The sequence below is a fragment of the uncultured Psychroserpens sp. genome (genome assembly GCF_947501425.1).
Lineage (GTDB): Bacteria > Bacteroidota > Bacteroidia > Flavobacteriales > Flavobacteriaceae > Psychroserpens.
Genome location: NZ_CANMVN010000004.1, coordinates 219,404 through 238,979 on the forward strand (window position 1 = coordinate 219,404; position 19,576 = coordinate 238,979).

The 19,576-nt window shown below is 33.7% G+C and carries 20 protein-coding genes; 16 read left to right on the forward strand and 4 right to left on the reverse strand.

The window, feature by feature from the left end:
• The 10 genes from Q0951_RS07825 to Q0951_RS07870 all read left to right on the forward strand — a co-directional run bounded on the left by Q0951_RS07825 (position 1) and on the right by Q0951_RS07870 (position 7,346).
• Positions 1–2,037, forward strand: coding sequence for a M3 family metallopeptidase (locus Q0951_RS07825; protein WP_299336015.1), 2,037 nt, complete (start codon positions 1–3; stop codon positions 2,035–2,037).
• Between the two features lie 28 nt (positions 2,038–2,065).
• Complete coding sequence (locus Q0951_RS07830) at positions 2,066–2,845, forward strand: hypothetical protein (RefSeq protein WP_299336016.1); 780 nt, start codon at positions 2,066–2,068, stop codon at positions 2,843–2,845.
• A 61-nt stretch (positions 2,846–2,906) separates the two neighbouring features.
• Entirely contained in the window at positions 2,907–3,410 is a 504-nt protein-coding gene (locus Q0951_RS07835) for a MarR family transcriptional regulator (RefSeq protein WP_299336017.1), read from the forward strand.
• A gap of 55 nt (positions 3,411–3,465) precedes the next feature.
• On the forward strand, positions 3,466–3,765 hold the full coding sequence (locus tag Q0951_RS07840; RefSeq protein WP_299336018.1) for a hypothetical protein: 300 nt from the start codon (positions 3,466–3,468) through the stop codon (positions 3,763–3,765).
• Positions 3,755–4,108 (forward strand): hypothetical protein, encoded by a 354-nt coding sequence (locus Q0951_RS07845; protein ID WP_299336019.1) that lies wholly within the window; start codon positions 3,755–3,757, stop codon positions 4,106–4,108. Before Q0951_RS07840 ends, Q0951_RS07845 begins: the two co-directional genes overlap by 11 nt.
• A gap of 3 nt (positions 4,109–4,111) precedes the next feature.
• A complete protein-coding gene (locus tag Q0951_RS07850) occupies positions 4,112–4,522 on the forward strand; it encodes a hypothetical protein (RefSeq protein WP_299336020.1) in 411 nt (136 codons plus the stop codon).
• A 352-nt stretch (positions 4,523–4,874) separates the two neighbouring features.
• Positions 4,875–5,774, forward strand: coding sequence for a TIGR01777 family oxidoreductase (locus Q0951_RS07855; protein WP_299336021.1), 900 nt, complete (start codon positions 4,875–4,877; stop codon positions 5,772–5,774).
• Between the two features lie 5 nt (positions 5,775–5,779).
• Entirely contained in the window at positions 5,780–6,478 is a 699-nt protein-coding gene (locus tag Q0951_RS07860; protein ID WP_299336022.1) for a DUF2071 domain-containing protein, read from the forward strand.
• Between the two features lie 59 nt (positions 6,479–6,537).
• Positions 6,538–7,089, forward strand: a complete 552-nt coding sequence (locus tag Q0951_RS07865) for a sigma-70 family RNA polymerase sigma factor (RefSeq protein WP_299336023.1) — start codon at positions 6,538–6,540, stop codon at positions 7,087–7,089.
• A gap of 2 nt (positions 7,090–7,091) precedes the next feature.
• Positions 7,092–7,346 carry a glycine dehydrogenase gene (locus tag Q0951_RS07870; protein ID WP_299336024.1) on the forward strand — a complete coding sequence of 85 codons (255 nt, stop codon included), beginning with the start codon at positions 7,092–7,094 and terminating at the stop codon, positions 7,344–7,346.
• Here Q0951_RS07870 and Q0951_RS07875 read toward each other — a convergent pair.
• Positions 7,326–8,159 (reverse strand): hypothetical protein, encoded by an 834-nt coding sequence (locus Q0951_RS07875; RefSeq protein ID WP_299336025.1) that lies wholly within the window; start codon positions 8,157–8,159, stop codon positions 7,326–7,328. The two genes, Q0951_RS07870 and Q0951_RS07875, sit on opposite strands and share 21 nt — an antisense overlap.
• A gap of 124 nt (positions 8,160–8,283) precedes the next feature.
• On the opposite strand from Q0951_RS07875, the gene gcvP reads away from it, so the two are divergent.
• The 4 genes from gcvP to Q0951_RS07895 all read left to right on the forward strand — a co-directional run bounded on the left by gcvP (position 8,284) and on the right by Q0951_RS07895 (position 13,687).
• Complete coding sequence (gene gcvP / locus Q0951_RS07880) at positions 8,284–11,133, forward strand: aminomethyl-transferring glycine dehydrogenase (RefSeq protein ID WP_299336026.1); 2,850 nt, start codon at positions 8,284–8,286, stop codon at positions 11,131–11,133.
• A gap of 179 nt (positions 11,134–11,312) precedes the next feature.
• A complete protein-coding gene (locus Q0951_RS07885) occupies positions 11,313–12,371 on the forward strand; it encodes a 3-oxoacyl-ACP synthase III family protein (RefSeq protein WP_299336027.1) in 1,059 nt (352 codons plus the stop codon).
• Positions 12,372–13,160, forward strand: coding sequence for a pyrroline-5-carboxylate reductase (gene proC / locus Q0951_RS07890; protein WP_299336028.1), 789 nt, complete (start codon positions 12,372–12,374; stop codon positions 13,158–13,160).
• Entirely contained in the window at positions 13,160–13,687 is a 528-nt protein-coding gene (locus Q0951_RS07895; protein WP_299336029.1) for a methyltransferase, read from the forward strand. The genes proC and Q0951_RS07895 overlap by 1 nt, the downstream gene beginning before the upstream one ends.
• Here Q0951_RS07895 and Q0951_RS07900 read toward each other — a convergent pair.
• The gene (locus Q0951_RS07900) at positions 13,677–15,209 is read right to left on the reverse strand and encodes an FG-GAP-like repeat-containing protein (RefSeq protein WP_299336030.1); all 1,533 of its coding nucleotides are present in this window, start codon (positions 15,207–15,209) and stop codon (positions 13,677–13,679) included. The two genes, Q0951_RS07895 and Q0951_RS07900, sit on opposite strands and share 11 nt — an antisense overlap.
• Before the next feature lie 33 nt (positions 15,210–15,242).
• Between Q0951_RS07900 and Q0951_RS07905 the strand changes: the two genes are divergently transcribed.
• Positions 15,243–16,091, forward strand: coding sequence for a glycosyltransferase family 2 protein (locus Q0951_RS07905; RefSeq protein ID WP_299336144.1), 849 nt, complete (start codon positions 15,243–15,245; stop codon positions 16,089–16,091).
• Position 16,092: 1 nt separating this feature from the next.
• Here Q0951_RS07905 and Q0951_RS07910 read toward each other — a convergent pair whose 3' ends face one another.
• Together Q0951_RS07910 and Q0951_RS07915 are read right to left on the reverse strand one after the other, a co-directional pair.
• Positions 16,093–16,902, reverse strand: a complete 810-nt coding sequence (locus Q0951_RS07910; protein WP_299336031.1) for a DNA/RNA non-specific endonuclease — start codon at positions 16,900–16,902, stop codon at positions 16,093–16,095.
• Between the two features lie 2 nt (positions 16,903–16,904).
• Positions 16,905–18,797, reverse strand: a complete 1,893-nt coding sequence (locus Q0951_RS07915; protein ID WP_299336032.1) for a histidine kinase — start codon at positions 18,795–18,797, stop codon at positions 16,905–16,907.
• A 22-nt stretch (positions 18,798–18,819) separates the two neighbouring features.
• Here Q0951_RS07915 and Q0951_RS07920 point away from each other — a divergent pair, with 22 nt between their 5' ends.
• The gene (locus tag Q0951_RS07920) at positions 18,820–19,575 is read left to right on the forward strand and encodes a LytTR family DNA-binding domain-containing protein (RefSeq protein WP_299336033.1); all 756 of its coding nucleotides are present in this window, start codon (positions 18,820–18,822) and stop codon (positions 19,573–19,575) included.
• Position 19,576 lies beyond the last annotated feature (1 nt).

Below are 19,576 nucleotides of genomic sequence, written 5' to 3' on the forward strand. Positions count from 1 at the left end.
ATGAGTATACTCAACTCTAAATTCGATACACCATATCATACTGCACCTTTTTCAAAAATTAAAAATGAGGATTACCTTCCTGCATTTTTAAAAGCTATTGAAAAAGCCAGAGCAGAAATTGATGCCATAACTGCCAATCAGGAAGCAGCAACTTTTGAAAACACTGTTGAAGCTTTGGATTTTTCAGGAGAAGAACTAGACCGACTCTCAAGTATCTTTTTTAATTTAAATAGTGCAGAAACTAACGAACACATTCAAAAGATTGCTCAGGAAGTCTCTCCTCTACTCTCTGAATTTAGTAATGACATCACACTAAATGAAGCATTGTTTGAACGAATTAAAACGGTATATAACGACAGAAATTTACTTGACCTAACGACAGAACAAGCCACGTTGCTCAATAAGAAATACAAAAGCTTTTCCAGAAATGGTGCTAATCTTTCCGAAGATAAAAAATTACGCCTTCGTGAGATCGACAAATCATTGAGTCAATTAAAGCTCAAATTTGGCGAAAATGTTTTAGCCGAAACCAACAATTTTGAAATGCATATCACTGAAGAAGCTGATCTTTCTGGATTACCAGAAGGTGCTAAAGAAGCTGCACAACAATTAGCTGAATCAAAGAACAAAGACGGATGGTTAATCACTTTAGATTATCCAAGTTATATACCGTTTATGACTTATGCAGACAATCGTGAACTACGTAAACAATTAGCCATTGCTGCTGGTGCCAAAGCGTTCAAAGGGGACGAATTGGATAATCAGGAACATGTTATTCAGATTGCTAAACTACGTCATGAGCGTGCTCAACTTTTAGGTTACAAAACACATGCACATTTTGTTTTGGAAGAACGTATGGCAAAAACACCTGAAAAGGTTCAGGATTTTTTAAATGAACTTTTAGAAAAAGCCAAACCAGCTGCAGAGCGAGAATTTAATACCCTTAAGAAATTTGCTAAAGAATTGGATGGTATTGATACGCTCCAAAAATGGGATGGCGCGTATTATTCGGAAAAATTAAAACAAAAGCTTTTTGATCTGGATGATGAACAATTGAAACCTTATTTCAAATTAGAAAATGTTATAGATGGTGTCTTCACTATTGCTGAACGCTTATACGATTTGAAATTTGAGGAAATTGATAACATCGACAAATATCATGAAGATGTTTTGACTTATAAGGTTACAGATACTGACGGAAATTTGGTATCTATTTTTTATGCTGACTTTTTCCCAAGGGAAGGAAAACGAAATGGTGCCTGGATGACGGTTTATAAACCTCAGTATGTTAAAAATGGTATTAATGACAGACCACATATTTCAATAGTTTGTAATTTTACTAAGCCAACAAAAAGTAAACCCTCATTACTCACTTTCAATGAAGTGACAACCTTATTTCATGAGTTTGGCCATGCCTTACATGGTATGTTGGCCAACACCACCTATCCTAGTTTATCTGGAACAAGTGTATTCTGGGATTTTGTAGAATTACCAAGTCAGGTGCTAGAGAATTGGTGTTACGAAAAAGAAGCATTAGAGTTATTTGCAACCCATTATGAAACTGGAGACGTCATTCCAATGGAATTAATAGACAAAATCAAAGCCTCTGCAACCTTTCATGAAGGGATGCAAACCTTGAGGCAAATTAGCTTTGGGTTACTTGATATGTCTTGGCATGGTAGCGAATCGTTAGACACTATCACTTCTGTCAAAGCTCATGAGTTAAAAGCATTTGAAAACACTAAACTCTATCCTGATGTTGCTGAGAATTGTATGAGCACCTCTTTCTCTCATATCTTTCAGGGAGGTTACAGCTCTGGATATTACAGTTATAAATGGGCAGAAGTTTTAGATGCTGATGCCTTTGAGTACTTCTTAGAAGAAGGTGTATTTGACAAAACGGTTGCCAAAAAATTTAAAGATCACGTCTTATCTCAAGGCGGTACTGATGACCCGATGACGTTGTATAAACGTTTTAGAGGTAAAGCACCCAAACCAGAGGCTTTACTTAGACGTGCAGGATTGATTGAGAAATAATACGGACTTAAAAGCGTTAGCTTAAAGTATGAGAATACTTAAGCTTTTTGGTCATATTTTAATTGTTTTAATTCTAACTACTTTAACTCAAGTTGGTGGAGTCATCTGGTTGGTTTCTGTTTTAATTTCGAATAGACTAAAAAAGAAAAAACGATTTGTTTTTCCCATCTTATACCTGACGTTTAATCTGCTAATCATTCCACCTGTGGCGTCATACTTTGGAAGAGAACGTCTTCCCGTATTTTCATATGTATTAAAACCAAGACACTGGATGTACTCCATTTTGTGTAGAAATTATGTATCATCTGAGTTAAAAGTGTACCTCAAAAGGTCGTCTGAAAAATTATCAGCTTCTGGAATTAGTATCACGTACCTAGATGCCAATTTCCCATTCATTGATGGATTTCCATTGTTTCCACATTTAAGTCATAATGACGGAAAAAAAATTGATATCTCATTTCAGTATTTAGATAAAACAGGTAAAGCTACAGATAAGAAGCCATCAGTTTCTGGATATGGTGCTTATGTAAAAGAAGACAGCGACTACTCATCTAAATGTGAAGTATTAGATTATTGGCAATATGATATGACAAAGTATCTAACCTTCGGAACTATTAATGATTTAAGACTAGATAAAAAAAATACAAAAGTTCTAATTCAAGAACTCTTATCACAATCTAACGCTCAAAAATTATTTATAGAGCCATATCTTAAAAGAGAGCTAGGCCTAAGTAACTATTCAAAAATACGATTTCATGGGTGTCAGGCTGTTCGTCATGATGATCATATCCATTTTCAAATAAAATAAACTTTCAATAATTATTGAAAGTTTAAAATATTTTATATATTTGTAATGTAAAACAAATAATGTGAATTACGAAGAAGCAAAAATAAAGTTTGTAAGTACCTGGGGAAGCCTTGGTACACTATGGGGAATCAATAAAGCTATGGCACAAATTCAGGCCTTATTATTTATCTCAACGAAACCATTATCCATGGAGGACATAATGGAAGAGCTAAAGATCTCTCGTGGAAATACCAGTATGAATTTACGCCAATTAATGGATTGGGGAATCGTAACCAAAGAGATTATTCCTGGTGAGCGAAAAGAATATTTTACTACCGAAAAAGATGTACAGGAATTAGCAAGAACTATTGCTAAAGAGCGTAGTCGTAGAGAAATTCAACCCGTTATCAAAGTTTTAAAAGACGTCTCCTCTATTAAAGATGATGGAACAGAAAAAACTAAAGAACTCATTAAACAAACTAAAGCACTTCATGAATTGACTGAAACTGCTGATGATATGATCAACAAATTAGTAAATCAAAGACAAAATTGGATCACTAAATCTTTACTAAAATTACTAACCTAAAAAAATTTAAATTATACTTTCAATAATTTCTGAAAGTTTAATATGTATGAGAACAATGAAAACAGTATTTAACATCGTAAAAGTCATAAACATAATAGCCTTATGTTTTATCATCTTTGGTTTGTATGGATTGATCATCATTGGCATCTTACAAACTATAGCTGCATTATTATTTTTAGTTCTCTTTCCGAAGGATAAACCTATTTATATCTATTTCAGTATATCCATATTATTTTTTGTGTTTTGGAATCATACAAGCCTCGATTGGTTAATGTTAGTTCCAATTTTCTTAGTGGGTTACCTGACTTACATCATACACACAAAAAAATCCTCAATTACTAGTCATGAGCTATAACATCTTAACATATACCATTTATTTACCCATCATTGCTGTGATCATGGTCAAGGTTGGTTGGAGGTTTTACACGCATGGCGAAGTGTTTTTAATGCATGTATTTCAGCACAATACGCCTTTGGTAAAATCCATAAACAACCTACTACTTATAGGGTATTACCTTGTCAATTTAGGATATGGCATTATCACCTTGGCCTATTGGGAAACTGTTGAATCTATACCTCAAATGCTAAATACCTTAAGTGAGCACCTTGGTATTATTATTATCGGACTCTCATTGTTGCATTACAACAATGTACTTGTACTTAACTATCTCGTAAAATCGAAAACTTTAAAACAATAAATCATGGAAAATTCAAAAATTATCATCGGCTACCTCATCTATTTACCTATAGTAATTGTACTTACTATTTATGTATCAAAGATGTTATTTAAAAATGGAAAATACTTTATGTTGGATATTTTTAAAGGTAAAGAGGATATTGCATTGGCAACCAATAAACTGTTTGAGATTGGATTCTATTTGATCAATATTGGTTGGGCTCTACTTATCTTAAAGATTACGTATTACAGTTCTAAAGCTATGAGCTCTCAAACACTTATCGAGATCTTAAGTAAGAAAATTGGAGGATTTTCAATCTATTTAGGCATCATGCTCTTTATTAATCTCTTTTTCTTCTTTAGAGGTCGACGTAAATCCAGACAAGCTCAAAAAATGGTTACTAAGACACCCACTTATAATGTTCAAAACAAATAATAACATTAAAGGATCCCCTTATGAAACTGCTACACTATTCTAACGTCATATTTTACAGCGCTACTCTGTATATGTATATATACTACGAAATTACAGTTGGGCTTCTATTTCAATTTTTCTTAGGAATAATACAGCTGTTATTTTCTTTAATATGCAGATCAAAATTGAATAATGACAGTGTTAAGAAGCACATGAGAAATTATGCTGTTCTAGTCATGATCACATTTTTAATATATATCATCCTACTAGCTGGTCAACCTTTCTCTCCTGTAACGACATCTAAAATATTAATCGTAGTTCCAATGAGTATTGCAACATATTTTTTGGGAATAACTTACTTAATTCAAAAATCATGAACACTATAACAATAGCTGGTGGAAGTGGATTTTTAGGACAAGTTCTTGAAAACTACTTTAACCAAAAAGGCAACACTGTATACATTCTTACAAGAACACCTAAGCAGGACAATCATATCTATTGGAATGCCAGAGACTTGGAAGATTGGACCAAGGTCTTGGAGTATACAGACGTACTCATAAATCTCACAGGCAAATCGGTAGATTGCAGGTATAATACTGAAAATAAGAAACGTATTTTAGATTCAAGAGTGGATTCAACACATGTGCTGGGACTAGCAATCAATTTATGTGAACGTCCTCCAAAATTATGGATCAACTCCTCTACTGCAACTATTTACAGACATTCATTGGATAAACAAATGACTGAGGATAATGGGGAAATTGGCAATGATTTTTCGATGAATATTGCTAAATCTTGGGAAAAAGCCTTCTACTCAATCACTAATCCGAAAACCAGAAAAATTACCTTACGTACATCTATTGTCATGGGAAAAGCTGGAGGTGCAATCCAACCGCTTAAAAATCTTGTACGCTTTGGTTTGGGAGGAAAACAAGCGTCTGGCGAACAAAAGGTTAGTTGGATTCATGAACTTGACTTTGCAAGAGCTGTCGAGTATTTAATAGATACAGAAGAGCTAAAAGGAAATTTTAATCTTGCTGTACCTAAGCCAACTAATAACAGTATGCTTATGAAAAGTTTTAGAAAAGTAATGCATATGCCTTTCGGTATATCACACCCTAAATGGTTAATAGAACTTGGAGCAAAACTTATTGGTACAGAACCAGAGCTTGTACTCAAAAGCCGTAATGTAATCCCGAAACGCTTATTGGACAACGGATTTAAATTTATACATTCAGATATTGAAATTGCATTAGAAGACCTTTTAAAATAGAAATTATGACCTTTTTAAACGCTTACTGGAAAAACTTACTTCTTATCAATTATGAGATCGATCCAAACATCTTAGAATCGTTTGTTCCAAAAGGGACTGAACTGGATTTGTTCAATGGTAAATGCTATGTGAGTATTGTTGGATTTATGTTTATGGACACCAAAGTACTAGGCATCAAACTCCCATATAATATCAACTTTGAAGAGGTCAATCTTAGATTCTATGTCAAGCACAATGGTAAAAGAGGTGTTGTTTTCATAAAGGAAATCGTTCCCAAACCATTGATTACTTGGGTAGCTAATTCTATGTATCATGAACATTACCAGACCAATAAAATGAAACATAATTGGACTGAAGATGAGCATTCAAAATACTTTAAATATCAATGGAAGCTGGGTAAATCATGGCAGAACATTTCGGTAACAACAGAAAAAGAATATTCTAAAATTGTTGATCATTCGGAAGAACAATTTATAACTGAACATTATTTTGGATATACCAAATATGGCGATAAAACTTATGAATACGAAGTTGTGCATCCAAGCTGGAGGCAACTCAAAGTAAAAACATCTCAAATTGATATAGACTTTGAATCCAACTATGGATCTGCTTTTAAATGTTTAAGTTCTGCCTCTCCTACCTCGATCATTCTTGCAGAGGGCTCAGAAGTGAGTGTAAAAAACAAAAGAACCATACATCGCTGAAACGTTAGATAAAATCATTTTTTTACATTATTTTTGGTACTAAATTCTCAGAAAAAGAAATGCCAAAACACGTCATAGATCCTAATCAATGGATAAATCTATATTCGGATTACCTCTTTAACTACACGATTTCACGTGTGAATGACAGAGAGATTGCTAAAGATCTTGTACAAGATACTTTTGTTGCCGGACTAAATTCTATGAAGAATTTTAAAGGCGAAGCAAGTGAACGAACATGGCTCATTTCAATTTTGAAACGAAAAATTATAGATTACTATCGTAAGATTAATTCTAATAAAGGTAAAGCAGAAGTTAGAATGTCTTACAGCAGCGATGAAAGTGAAGGGGATTGGTTAGAAGAACGTGTTGCAGATCCTTTTGATAAGACTGCAGAAGATTCTATAGAAAACACCGAACTTGGACAAGCTATTGATAATTGTTTAGAAAAATTACCAGAAAAGCAAGCTCAGGTTTTTGAAATGAAAACAATTTTAAACTACGAAACTGAGGCCATTTGTAATGAATTAGGCATTACTGCGTCTAACCTATGGGTAATTATACATAGAGCGAGAACAGCTATGGCAAGTTGCCTTGAAAAAAATTGGTTTTAATTATGAGTAACAAATTTTTTATTCCTTGTGAAGAAGCAAATCATGTCTGTGATAAAACACAGTACAAGGAGGCTTCACTATGGGAAAAAATTAAATTAAACATACACTTGATCTATTGTAGAGCTTGTAGAAAATATACAAAGAACAATACCAAGTTAACGAAATTGGTCACTAAAAAACCTGTATCGTTAGAAGCTTCAGCTAAAGAAAGTATAAAGTCTGTATTTGAAAAAGAACTAGCTAAACACCAACATTAATAACAACCACCACATTGGTAGACTCTCTACCCAAAATGCTGTGTAATATTTGTTTTGTCTCGTCCATGAGAACAATAAAAAGCATAACACGATTACTGTAATTACTAAGTGAATAGGTAATGTGTCAGTATTAATTTCATCTTTGAAATACTCCAAAAAGAAAAACACCACTAACAGTAGCACACCAAAAATTTTTGTGCCCTTAATTCCTATCGTTTGAGGTATTGTTGACAATTTTAAACTGTCGTAGCTTAAATCTCTAATCTCAAAAGGCAACATCAAAACAATGACAAATAAAAAACGTTGAACAGCAGTAATTATAACGTCATCATTAATACTGTAATTATTGTTAACCAAAGGTAAGAACACCGTAACTCCTGTCCATACCAAAGCAATAATATAAATTTTAAGTCCGCCAATACTTCTCAGATTTTGTTGCTCATCCAGATACAACTTCTTAGGAACAATTGGCACAGCATACAAAAATGTAGCTGCTCCAAAAATTGAAACATAAATCAAAGTTTGAGTCTCTAACTTCACTAGATAATAAGACATAGCAACAAAGCAGATCAATGAAAACATTTGAATAGCCTTAAGTTTTGGTGTCAAAGAGCGATGATGAAATTTGGCAATTCCAAAAAACTTGACAAAATTATATCCAGTAATTGACGCAAAAAACACGAAGTAAAGTATATTCTTATCATAATCAACACCAAACCGCAATAAGGTTAACCATGCTAAAGCATAGACAGCTAAAGCTACATGAATGCTGCTATTGATATAAAAATCCAATACTGTTTTTAGAGGACGCATTATACAAAAATAGACAAACTGTTAATAACCAATTCAAATGGTTGAAAAGTTTCATTTTCATTAACATTTAAAGGTCAATAATTGCTTAATTTTGCAAAAATAAAATTCAACACAAATAATTTTAATGAATACAGCAGATTTTTCACTTCGTCACATTGGTCCAAGGCAAGCGGATCAAAAGCAAATGCTAGAAACAATTGGTGTAGATTCTATGGAGCAATTGATCCAGGAAACTATTCCTGATGGAATTCGTTTAGAATCAGATCTTGATCTTGATAAACCTATGAGCGAACATGAGTATTTGCTTCATATTTATGAATTATCAAAAAAGAATAAAGTATTCAAAACCTACATAGGATTAGGATATCATCCAACAATTTTACCAGCTGTGATTCAACGTAATATTCTGGAAAATCCAGGATGGTATACAGCCTACACACCTTATCAGGCTGAAATTGCCCAAGGTAGACTGGAAGCGTTACTCAATTACCAGACGATGATTACCGATCTTACTGGAATGGAGTTGGCAAATGCATCTCTTTTAGATGAAAGTACTGCTGCTGCCGAAGCTATGAGCTTGCTTTATGCTGTTCGTGAAAGAGATCAGAAAAAAGCTGGAATTAATAAATTTTTTGTTTCTGAAAATATCCTTCCTCAAACATTGTCCTTATTACAGACAAGAGCAATTCCTATCGGGATTGAATTAGTGATTGGTAAAGAAGAAGATTTTGAGTTCTCCGAAGACTTCTTTGCTGCCATTTTACAATATCCAGGAAAACACGGACAAGTAACAAATATCAAGAGCTTTATCGAAAAAGCAAACACCTCTCGTATAAAAGTTGCTGTTTCTGCTGATATAATGAGTTTGATTAAACTAGAAGCTCCAGGTAAATTTGGTGCTGATGTTGTCGTTGGTACCACACAACGTTTTGGAATCCCAATGGGCTATGGGGGACCTCATGCAGCTTATTTTGCAACTAAAGAAGCTTACAAGCGTGATATTCCTGGTCGTATTATTGGTGTTACAAAAGATGCTAATGGTAACAGAGCGCTACGTATGGCATTACAAACTCGTGAGCAACATATTAAAAGGGACAAAGCAACTTCAAATATATGCACTGCTCAAGTACTACTTGCAGTCATGGCTGGAATGTATGCAGTATATCACGGACCAAAAGGTTTACAGCATATTGCTGACCAAGTACATATGAGTGCCGTTTCTTTAGCTAAAGCATTCTCAAAAATGGGATTGAATCAAAAAAACACATCGTTTTTTGACACACTTCAAATTGAGGCAAACGCTCAAAACGTAAAAACCTTAGCAGAAAAACACAAAGTCAATTTTTACTATCCAGATACAAATACAGTTGTTATTTCAGTTAATGAAACAACAACTATAAACGATCTTAACACAATATTGTCCATCTTTGCTGAAGCGGAAAACAAACCAGTAACTAGTATTCTTCACCTAGAGGATTCTAATAACATTGAAGACAGTCTAAAGCGTCAAACTGAATTTTTACAAGAACCTGTTTTTAACACCTATCATTCTGAGACAGAATTAATGCGTTACATCAAGTCTTTAGAACGCAAAGATCTAGCATTGAACCATTCTATGATCTCTTTGGGATCCTGTACAATGAAACTTAATGCAGCTTCGGAAATGTTACCATTAAGTTGGTTCAAATGGGGAAATATACATCCATTTGTTCCTATCGAACAAGCCGAAGGTTATCATATTGTATTAAAAGAATTAGCAGATCAATTAACTGAAATTACAGGTTTTGCTGGAACTTCGTTACAACCAAACTCAGGAGCTCAAGGCGAATTTGCTGGTTTGATGGTTATTAGAGCTTACCATGAATCTCGTGGAGACCACCACAGAAACATTTGTATCATTCCATCATCTGCTCATGGAACAAATCCAGCGAGTGCTGTAATGGCAGGAATGAAAGTAGTGGTTACAAAATCTACTGATGAAGGAAATATTGATGTAGACGATCTACGAGAAAAAGCCGAATTGCACAAAGATAACTTAGCAGCCCTGATGGTAACGTATCCATCAACTCATGGTGTTTATGAATCAGCAATTAAAGAGATTACACAGATTATTCATGATAATGGCGGACAAGTTTATATGGATGGTGCCAATATGAATGCTCAAGTAGGATTAACAAATCCAGGAAATATTGGAGCAGACGTTTGTCATTTGAATTTACATAAAACATTCGCGATTCCTCATGGTGGTGGTGGTCCTGGAGTTGGACCAATTTGTGTTGCAAAACAACTGGTACCTTTCTTACCAGGAAATCCATTAATTCAAACTGGTGGTGACCAAGCTATTACTGCTATTTCTGCTGCTCCCTTCGGCTCGTCATTAGCGTGTTTGATTTCTTATGGTTATATCAAAATGTTGGGTGCTTCAGGCTTGAAACGCTCTACAGAAGTTGCCATTCTAAACGCTAACTATATCAAGAAACGTCTCGAAGGCGCTTTTGAAACTTTATATTCGGGAGAACGAGGACGAGCAGCACATGAGATGATTATTGATTGTAGACCTTTCAAAGCCCATGGTATAGAAGTTGTTGACATCGCAAAACGATTAATGGATTATGGATTCCATGCGCCTACTGTATCGTTCCCTGTTGCTGGAACCATGATGATTGAACCAACTGAAAGTGAAAGTAAAGATGAAATGGATCGTTTTTGTAATGCTATGATCTCTATCAAGCATGAAATCGATAATGTCTCTAAAGATGATGACAATAACATTCTAAAAAATGCACCTCATACTATGGCTATGATTACTAATGATGAATGGTTATTGCCATATACACGTCAGCAAGCAGCATTTCCTTTAGATTATGTACATGATAACAAATTCTGGCCAAGTGTTCGTCGTGTAGATGATGCTTATGGTGACAGGAACTTAATTTGTACTTGTGCGCCCATTGAAGAATATATGGAAGCATAACACAACATATTGAATTTTTAAAAAGCGTATCAGATAATGGTGCGCTTTTTTTATTTCATTGAAATTCTAGCTGATTTATTATGAATTTCATAAAAATGACAACTTATTTAGCATACATTGACTTAAAACAGTATTAATTGCTATTTTAGTAAATCGGAATGTTATAAAAAATATTAAAAATGTCGATAAAAATAACAGGAATAGGTAGCTATATACCAGGTGAAGTTGAAAAAAATGAAGATTTTCATCAGCATGAATTTTTAAATATTGATGGTAGTCATATCGATTCGCCAAACGAAGTCATCGTCGATAAATTTAAAGCCATAACCGGAATTGTTGAACGTCGCTACGCAGATCCGCAATTAACGTCATCAGACTTAGGTTTCCTTGCTGCCCAAAAGGCCATTGAGGATGCTAACATGGATCCTGAAGAACTAGATTATATCATATGTGCACACAACTTTGGTGATGTGAAATCAAATACTGTTCAGTCTGATATTTTGCCATGTCTAGCATCAAGAGTGAAACATAGGTTACGAATAAAAAACCCTAAATGTGTGGCTTACGATATACTTTTCGGATGTCCAGGTTGGGTTGAAGGTGTTATTCAGGCGCAAGCATTTATAAAAGCTGGTATGGCAAAAAAATGCCTAGTAATAGGATCTGAGACTTTATCTCGAGTAGTTGATAAACACGATAGAGACTCTATGATTTACAGTGATGGTGCAGGTGCTACAATTGTAGAAGAAACCGATGAAGAAGGTGGAATTTTAGCTCACGAAACAGCATCGTTCACCTATGATGAAGCGTATTATTTATTCTTCGGAAACTCTAACAACCAAGAACTTTGTCGAGATACACGATACATTAAAATGCATGGTCGTAAGATTTACGAATTTGCATTGAATAATGTACCATTAGCCATGAAATCATGTCTTGATAAAAGTGGTGTAGACATTAAGGATGTGAAAAAAGTTCTGATACATCAAGCTAATGAAAAAATGGATGAAGCTATAATCAAACGTTTTTATCGTTTGTATAAAACACCAGCTCCAGAAGGCATTATGCCAATGAGCATTCATAAACTTGGTAATAGCTCAGTAGCAACAGTCCCTACCCTTTTCGACCTAGTTGTAAACAATAAAATTGAGAATCAATCCATAGAAAAAGGTGACGTTATCATATTTGCAAGTGTTGGTGCAGGAATGCATATCAATGCTATAGTTTACAAATATTAGATGAATTCTACTGTAGCCATATTAGGAGGTGGTAATCTAGGGCAGGCAATTGCCTCTGGATTATTGAGCGAAAATTTTAAGCCTTCAGATATAGTAATCACAAGGCATAAAACACATTTGCTACAAGCTTACAAAGATCAAGGTGTTCGTATATCTTCTGATAATATAGACGCAGTTAAAAGTGCGAAAATTATAATTATTGCTGTAAAACCATATCGCATTTCAGAAGTATTACAGGAGATCTCTTCTCAACTTACATCAGATAGGCTTCTAATATCTGTCGTTAGTGATTTTTCAATAGCTCAAATAAAAAAAGAATTAGAATTTGAGCCTACAGTTTTTAGAGCTATGCCAAATACAGCGTCTTCTGTAAATGAATCAATGACATGCATTGCCTCGTCCAATGCAACTGATGACGAGACCGCTAAAGTAATTTCCATTTTTAATGCGCTTGGAGAGACCATTGTCATTAGCGAGCAACTCATGGATGCAGCTACTGTTTTAGGTGCCTGTGGAATCGCTTATGTATTGCGATTTATAAGAGGAATGATCCAAGGTGGTATAGAAATAGGATTTGATGCGCAAACAGCAACAAAAATTGCAACACAAACTGTAAAAGGAGCAAGCGAGCTTTTATTACAACAAGGCAATCACCCAGAGGCCGAAATTGATAAAGTAACAACTCCAAAAGGGTGTACCATTGCAGGATTAAATGAAATGGAACACCAAGGTTTTAGCTCTGCTTTAATTAAAGGCATCAAAACCTCATATGATAATATTTCAGATTAATGTACGAAAACACATATCCTAATAAACGCTTCAAGCATACCGTTCAGTTTCTAAAAACCCATGTAAATACTTCTGAGTCTATTCTCGATCTCGGCGTTGAAAACCCTTTATCTGAAATTCTAAAAATCAATGGTTATGACGTTACAAACACCTCTGGTATAGATTTAGATTTAGACACCACCGAAATTGAACAGTCTCCTGCAAGTGTAATTACTGCCTTTGAAATTTTTGAACACCTACTCTCACCTTTTACTGTATTGCAATCGATAAAAGCAGATAAATTAGTAGCCAGCATTCCTCTAAAATTATGGTTTGCATCAGCATACAGAAGCAAAACGGATATGAGAGATCGTCATTATCACGAATTTGAAGACTGGCAATTTGATTGGTTGTTAGAAAAATCTGGTTGGAAAATAATAGCTTCAGAAAAGTGGACAAATCCAACTAAAAAAATTGGAATCAGGCCATTGCTTCGCTGGTTTACACCAAGATACTATATCGTTTATGCGCAAAAGTCTAATTCTTAATTAGCTTATATGTAAAACTACTATTTGAGAAGCTTTCATTTAAAACTACTATATACATTCCTTTAGACAACATAGATATATCGTATTGATTGGTTTGGTTAATTAAACTAGATGAAACAAGTCTGCCAGTTTGCTCATATATACGAAAAGAATAACCTGACATATTTCCTGTAAATGAAATAGAATTATTTGCTGGATTTGGATAAAGCTTGATGTCTTGTTTTGATGAAAAATCTTCTATTGACAACGCTTCTTTTTTCAATTTCAAAATCCAAATTGCTCCCTTGTTATACCCATTTACGCTATCTCCGAAAGCACCGACTGCAATAGATTGTTGCCCACCAAGATCTCCGATATTAGCTACCGAAAATCCAAAAAAATCATCTGAACCAAGTGTACCAGTAAAATTATTTAGACCTGCCCCATATTTTTCAAAGCTATCAACTGTCCCATCAGCATTCAAATTCAATATATAAAACAAGTTACTTTGACAGCCCACTATCAATTCTGGTTTTCCATCATCATTCAAATCTCCAATGTAACTTGAAGATCTACCAAATCTTAATTCTTGGGATAAAGTATCAGATAAGCCACCATTTGTCTCGCTTATTTTCTGGGATGAATTTACTGTTCCATCAGAGTTCATAAATAATATATATATAGCGCCTTTGTTTGTGCCTCCATCATCATCACGATAGGCACCAACAGCCAAATCAATAATACCATCTCCGTTTAAGTCTCCAAGATTTGTAACCGAAGATCCAAAATAGTCTTGAAAGTCGAAATTGAGATTTAAATTCCCACTTGTTGCGCTTATTTTTTGATGGCTATTAACTGTAAAATCGCTGTTCAAGAATAAAACCCAGACAGCTCCACTTTCTTGACCACCATCTCCATCACGTCTCGCTCCAACGGCAATATCTGAATTACCATCTCCATTTAAATCTCCTATATTAGTAATATCACTACCAAAAACATCCCAAACATCAATTATTCCAGTAAAATTACCTTGAATCTCATTAATTTTCTGATATGATGAAACTGTTCCATCACTTAATAAAGATAGTATGTAAATTCCTCCATGTCTATGTCCAGCTTCATTATCATATTCAGCTCCAACGGCAATCTCAGTAAGTCCATCATTGTTCAAGTCACCTAAATAACTTATAGATCGACCAAAATAATCCCATTCAATCAAACTAGCGTTAAAACCGCCTTCAGTTTCACTAATCTTCTGAGTTGAATTTATACTTCCATCTTGATTCAAAAAAAGAATATATATAGCGCCTTTGTTTGTACCTCCATCATCATCTTGATTTGCTCCAACTGCAAGATCATTAACTCCGTCTCCATTAATATCACCTATCCCTTCAACCGAGTGCCCAAACCAATCTTCATCATCTAAGATGTAGCTAAAATTTGTACTAGAAGAGTTTAATTTTTGATAAGAAAGCACCTCATACTCTTGGGCTCCTGTCATAAAAAAAAATAAACTCACTACAATAAAACATCTTAAATACATAATTGCTAATTTTGAATAAATATAATGAAAAATCTGAAGTTTTATATCATCATCCCAGCACACAACGAAGAGGAATCTATTGCTCAAACTTTAGAGTCGTTGATTACTCAAACACTACCTGCAAAACACATTGTGGTGGTCAATGATAACTCGACAGATCTTACAGAACAAATTGTTAAAACTTTAGCAAAAGAACATTCCAATATATCTTTAGTTAATGTGACCTCATCAGATGAGCATTTACCTGGCTCTAAAATCATCAATGCATTCTATAAAGGATATGAGACCTTAGATGAGGCTTATGACGTGATTTGTAAATTTGATGCAGACCTGATTTTTCCTAAACATTATTTAGAACGCTTGGCATCGCATTTCAGCAAAAATAAGCAACTAGGCATGGCTGCTGGCTTTTGTTACGTTGAGAAAAACAAAGAGTGGGTTTTAGAAAATCTTACACGAAAAGATCACATTCGCGGTGCACTAAAAGCATATCGAAAACAATGCTTTTTAGATATTGGCAAGCTCAAACCATCTATGGGTTGGGATACTGTTGACGAACTCTTGGCTTCGTATTACAATTGGGATTTATTAACTGATGCATCCTTGCATGTCAAGCACCTTAAACCTACAGGCATAAGTTACAATAAAGCCTCCAAATATCTTCAAGGAGAAGCGATGTATAAAATGCGTTACGGTTTTATTATCACGCTAATTTCGGCTTTAAAACTAGCTTACAAAAAGAAAAGCATAGTTCTTTTTAAAGATTATATGTTTGGTTATTTTAGAGGAAAGCAACAAAGCCTAGAACGCCTTGTCAGTAAAGAGCAAGGCCAATTCATAAGACGACTCCGTTGGAAAGGTATGTTAGGCAAATTAAAATAGTTTAATTAAAACTCCAACCTTTATAGCTACTAGAGGATTCTAACGTATTTTCAATGCTATCCTCTAATTCTGAAAAGAAGTCAATACCTGTTAATTCCTCGATTTCATCAACTGAAACAACAAATTCATAAAGCGGTCGTTTAGAATTTTTGTGAGGCATTAAAAATGCAATCATTTTAGTCTTTCCTATATTATTATCAATCAATACTTTATAAAACTGATTAGGCACACTCACCTTCTCATCACCTATGGTTTTCATGGTTCCATTTAATACACCTCCTGTAACAACAAAAACGCCATCATATTTCCTTGCCCAATAGCGTACTTTTTGCTCAAGAGTATTCCAAATTCCTGAATTGAAGTCGTGTTTTTGCGGACTTATATTACTGGTTAAAAAGGTTTCATCATGTGCCTCTTGACTATACCTCTTATCACCTGCAGGACAGAGGTGTCCTCGATCATAACCCGATTGCTTATAATTTCTCCAATGTGCAGCTTTAGTTTTTACTGCCTTATCAATTTCAAAATAAGGACGCTTAAAATTGGTGTTTGCAAGATGTGATTTCTTTAATTCATAAGCCACCCATTCGGCTTGTTCGTGTGGTTCGCTGTAGGATAAAGAATAGCCTTCGTGATGTATAATTTGTCCCGTTGTACTTGTTGGTAAAAAGTATTCGTTGGTATCGTCTTTTACGGTTTGTCCTTGCTTTATAATCTCGGTTGATTCTTGTTCTTTTAAAACATATTCATAACCAAAAACACATAGTATAATAATTATTGCTATGGCAGTGGAAATTGTTTTTTTATTCATTTTTAAACATCTAATAAGTATGGCAAATATAATTTAACCTGCGTTCCCTGATCTTTATTTTTAATTAAATATCTGGCATCGACTTTAAACTTATTTTTTAAAATTTCTAAACGTTCTTTGATAATATCACCTGAAACCGATTTTTGCTTCTTAGTCTCTTTTAAACCTTTTGAATAGCCTACGCCATTATCATCAATTTCACATAAGAGCAAACCTTTTTCATTTCTAGAAATCTTTATATCTACTCTACCTCTGTTATGATTAGGTTTCAAACCGTGTAAGATAGCATTCTCAACAAAAGGCTGTATAAGCATTGGAGGAATAATAAATTCTTCCTGATCTATTGATTGATCTATATTAAAACTAAAGTCGAAATCCTTAGAAAATTGGGATTGTAATTCCAGATAGCTATTTAAGGTTGTTAGCTCATCTTCTAAGCTTACAAACTCCTCTCTAGAATTAGTTAATACCAATCTAAATAAATTTGATAATTTATTAATGTAAGGTATGGCATCATCAGATTTCTTATTAACCAGTGCACTTACTGTATTCATGGCATTACCTATAAAATGTGGATTCATTTGAGAACGTAACAAGCGTTGTTCTAAATTTTCTTTTTCATATTTATTTTTAAGTTTTCGTTGTTTAAAAAACAAGACACCCAAAAGAAGAGCCAGTAAAAACAAACCTGCTAATCCAAAACCAATTGTTCTTTGTTGTTTTATAATTATCCCTTGTTGTTTTTTGCTTTCCTCTAATTGTGCAATAGAGGCATCTTTTTCTTTTGTTTGGTAAGAGGTTTCCAAGTTTTGAAGTTCCTGCTGTTGTTGCTCTTTATTATATCTTTCATAAATGAGAGAGGATTCTTTTATTAGCGCTTTGTACTCAGAAGCATTGCCTTTTTTTTGATACGCAATACCTAGTGTTTCAATAACATATGTTGCTAATTCATAATCATCTCTATTAATTTTTTCTTGACCTTTTATAGCACTTAATAGTTCTTTTAAATCTTCAATAGCCTTGTTCGTTTTCCCTTCAAAAACTTCAACATAACATTTTAAAAAATCATAATTAAATTGTGCTCCAGGAAAATCGCCTACACCATTAGCTTTAATAGCTTCAATGGCCTGTTTAAAATATTTAGAGGCTTGGAGATACTTGTCATCTTGATGGTATGTAAATGCCAAATAAGCGTACAATGTTGGGATATTACTTTTATAATCTGAATTGATAGATTTATCTAATCCTTTATTGTAATACTTTCTTGCTTCTTCAACATTGTTCATATCCTTATATAGTGCTCCAATTTTAGTTAAAGTAACAACAGCTGGTCTACTAATATTCATATAGACTGAGTCTTTTTCTACTTCAAGAAAATATTTTAGGGCTAATTCTTTATTTCCCATTTGAATATGTGCATCTGCAATACCTGCTGTGACATATGATATATACTTATAAGGGTAAATCTTAGACAGATCAATTGCTGCCTGATAATTTATGATGGAATTCTTATAATCCTTTGAAGCGGCTTTTAAACTTCTGGCTTTATTAATATAAACACCAACCAAATAATGCTCGTCCACTGGACGAGGAACCTCTAAGTCATTATACGTTTTAATTGCCTTATCAGCATAAAAGAATACGGAGTCATACTTATTTTCTCTAGAGGCAAGTGAAGCCAAGCCTGCATAATAACGTGTCCATCCTTTAAGTTTTTTATCAGACTCTAATATTTTTTTATAGTCTGACAATTTAATTCTTAGATTATTTTTATTAATAGAGTCAACATATTTCTGAGTATATACTTTATTTGCATCATATGTAAGTATGTCTTCATTTTGAGAATAACCAACATAATTAATTAAAAAAGTTATAAAAAAAAGAAGTATTTTCATGTTTAAAATTAGCGGTTAATAAATGATAAAGAGCAATTCTAAAATTAACACAATTATTATAGAAGACAATATTGAATCTCAAGAATATTTGACTTCTATTTTACAGAGTCAATTCAGTAATATAGATATTATTGGTTATGCTGATAATGTGATAGACTCCATATCAATTATTAATACTGAGAAACCTGAGTTGATTTTCATGGATATTGAATTAATCGATGGTTACTCATTTGAGATTTTCAAACATCTGAAACATCATGATTTTGAAGTGATCTTTGTTACCGCCTTTGACAATTATATGAGCAAAGCTATTGACCACTATGCGTTTAGTTATATCATTAAACCTTATGAAAAGGATAGAATGATTAAAGTTATTAATCGATATATCCATTTAAAAGAGCGCTTATTCTCAGAACATAAATTCCAACTACTTTCCAGTTTTCTGAGTTCTAAAAGTTCTCGTTTTCTTTTACATGTTGGAAATGAGCATGTATCAATTAATATAAATGATATTATCAAATGTGAAGCTGAAGGAAACTACACTTATTTCTACCTCGCAGATCATAAAAAATACTTAGCGTCCAATTCACTCAAATATTACGAAGAATTGTTAATCGATAAAGGCTTTTTTAAGGCACATCGATCAGTACTCATTAATATAGAGTATATCGCTTCCATATATAAAAAGGAAACCATCATACTTACCAATAATGACAAAATAAATGTCTCTGTCAGAAACAAATCTAATCTTACTGATTTGATTAATCAATTATCATAGT

What these genes read in the sequence shown, in the direction of transcription:
- Q0951_RS07860 (WP_299336022.1), top strand. Translation starts at nt 5,780, where the DNA reads ATGACCTTTTTAAACGCTTACTGGAAAAACTTACTTCTTATCAATTAT.
- Q0951_RS07915 (WP_299336032.1), bottom strand. Translation starts at nt 18,797, where the DNA reads ATGAAAATACTTCTTTTTTTTATAACTTTTTTAATTAATTATGTTGGT.
- Q0951_RS07920 (WP_299336033.1), top strand. Translation starts at nt 18,820, where the DNA reads ATGATAAAGAGCAATTCTAAAATTAACACAATTATTATAGAAGACAAT.
- Q0951_RS07885 (WP_299336027.1), top strand. Translation starts at nt 11,313, where the DNA reads ATGTCGATAAAAATAACAGGAATAGGTAGCTATATACCAGGTGAAGTT.
- Q0951_RS07900 (WP_299336030.1), bottom strand. Translation starts at nt 15,209, where the DNA reads ATGTATTTAAGATGTTTTATTGTAGTGAGTTTATTTTTTTTTATGACA.
- Q0951_RS07850 (WP_299336020.1), top strand. Translation starts at nt 4,112, where the DNA reads ATGGAAAATTCAAAAATTATCATCGGCTACCTCATCTATTTACCTATA.
- Q0951_RS07865 (WP_299336023.1), top strand. Translation starts at nt 6,538, where the DNA reads ATGCCAAAACACGTCATAGATCCTAATCAATGGATAAATCTATATTCG.
- Q0951_RS07870 (WP_299336024.1), top strand. Translation starts at nt 7,092, where the DNA reads ATGAGTAACAAATTTTTTATTCCTTGTGAAGAAGCAAATCATGTCTGT.
- Q0951_RS07840 (WP_299336018.1), top strand. Translation starts at nt 3,466, where the DNA reads ATGAAAACAGTATTTAACATCGTAAAAGTCATAAACATAATAGCCTTA.
- Q0951_RS07910 (WP_299336031.1), bottom strand. Translation starts at nt 16,902, where the DNA reads ATGAATAAAAAAACAATTTCCACTGCCATAGCAATAATTATTATACTA.
- Q0951_RS07825 (WP_299336015.1), top strand. Translation starts at nt 1, where the DNA reads ATGAGTATACTCAACTCTAAATTCGATACACCATATCATACTGCACCT.
- proC (WP_299336028.1), top strand. Translation starts at nt 12,372, where the DNA reads ATGAATTCTACTGTAGCCATATTAGGAGGTGGTAATCTAGGGCAGGCA.
- Q0951_RS07830 (WP_299336016.1), top strand. Translation starts at nt 2,066, where the DNA reads ATGAGAATACTTAAGCTTTTTGGTCATATTTTAATTGTTTTAATTCTA.
- Q0951_RS07875 (WP_299336025.1), bottom strand. Translation starts at nt 8,159, where the DNA reads ATGCGTCCTCTAAAAACAGTATTGGATTTTTATATCAATAGCAGCATT.
- Q0951_RS07845 (WP_299336019.1), top strand. Translation starts at nt 3,755, where the DNA reads ATGAGCTATAACATCTTAACATATACCATTTATTTACCCATCATTGCT.
- Q0951_RS07855 (WP_299336021.1), top strand. Translation starts at nt 4,875, where the DNA reads ATGAACACTATAACAATAGCTGGTGGAAGTGGATTTTTAGGACAAGTT.
- gcvP (WP_299336026.1), top strand. Translation starts at nt 8,284, where the DNA reads ATGAATACAGCAGATTTTTCACTTCGTCACATTGGTCCAAGGCAAGCG.
- Q0951_RS07895 (WP_299336029.1), top strand. Translation starts at nt 13,160, where the DNA reads ATGTACGAAAACACATATCCTAATAAACGCTTCAAGCATACCGTTCAG.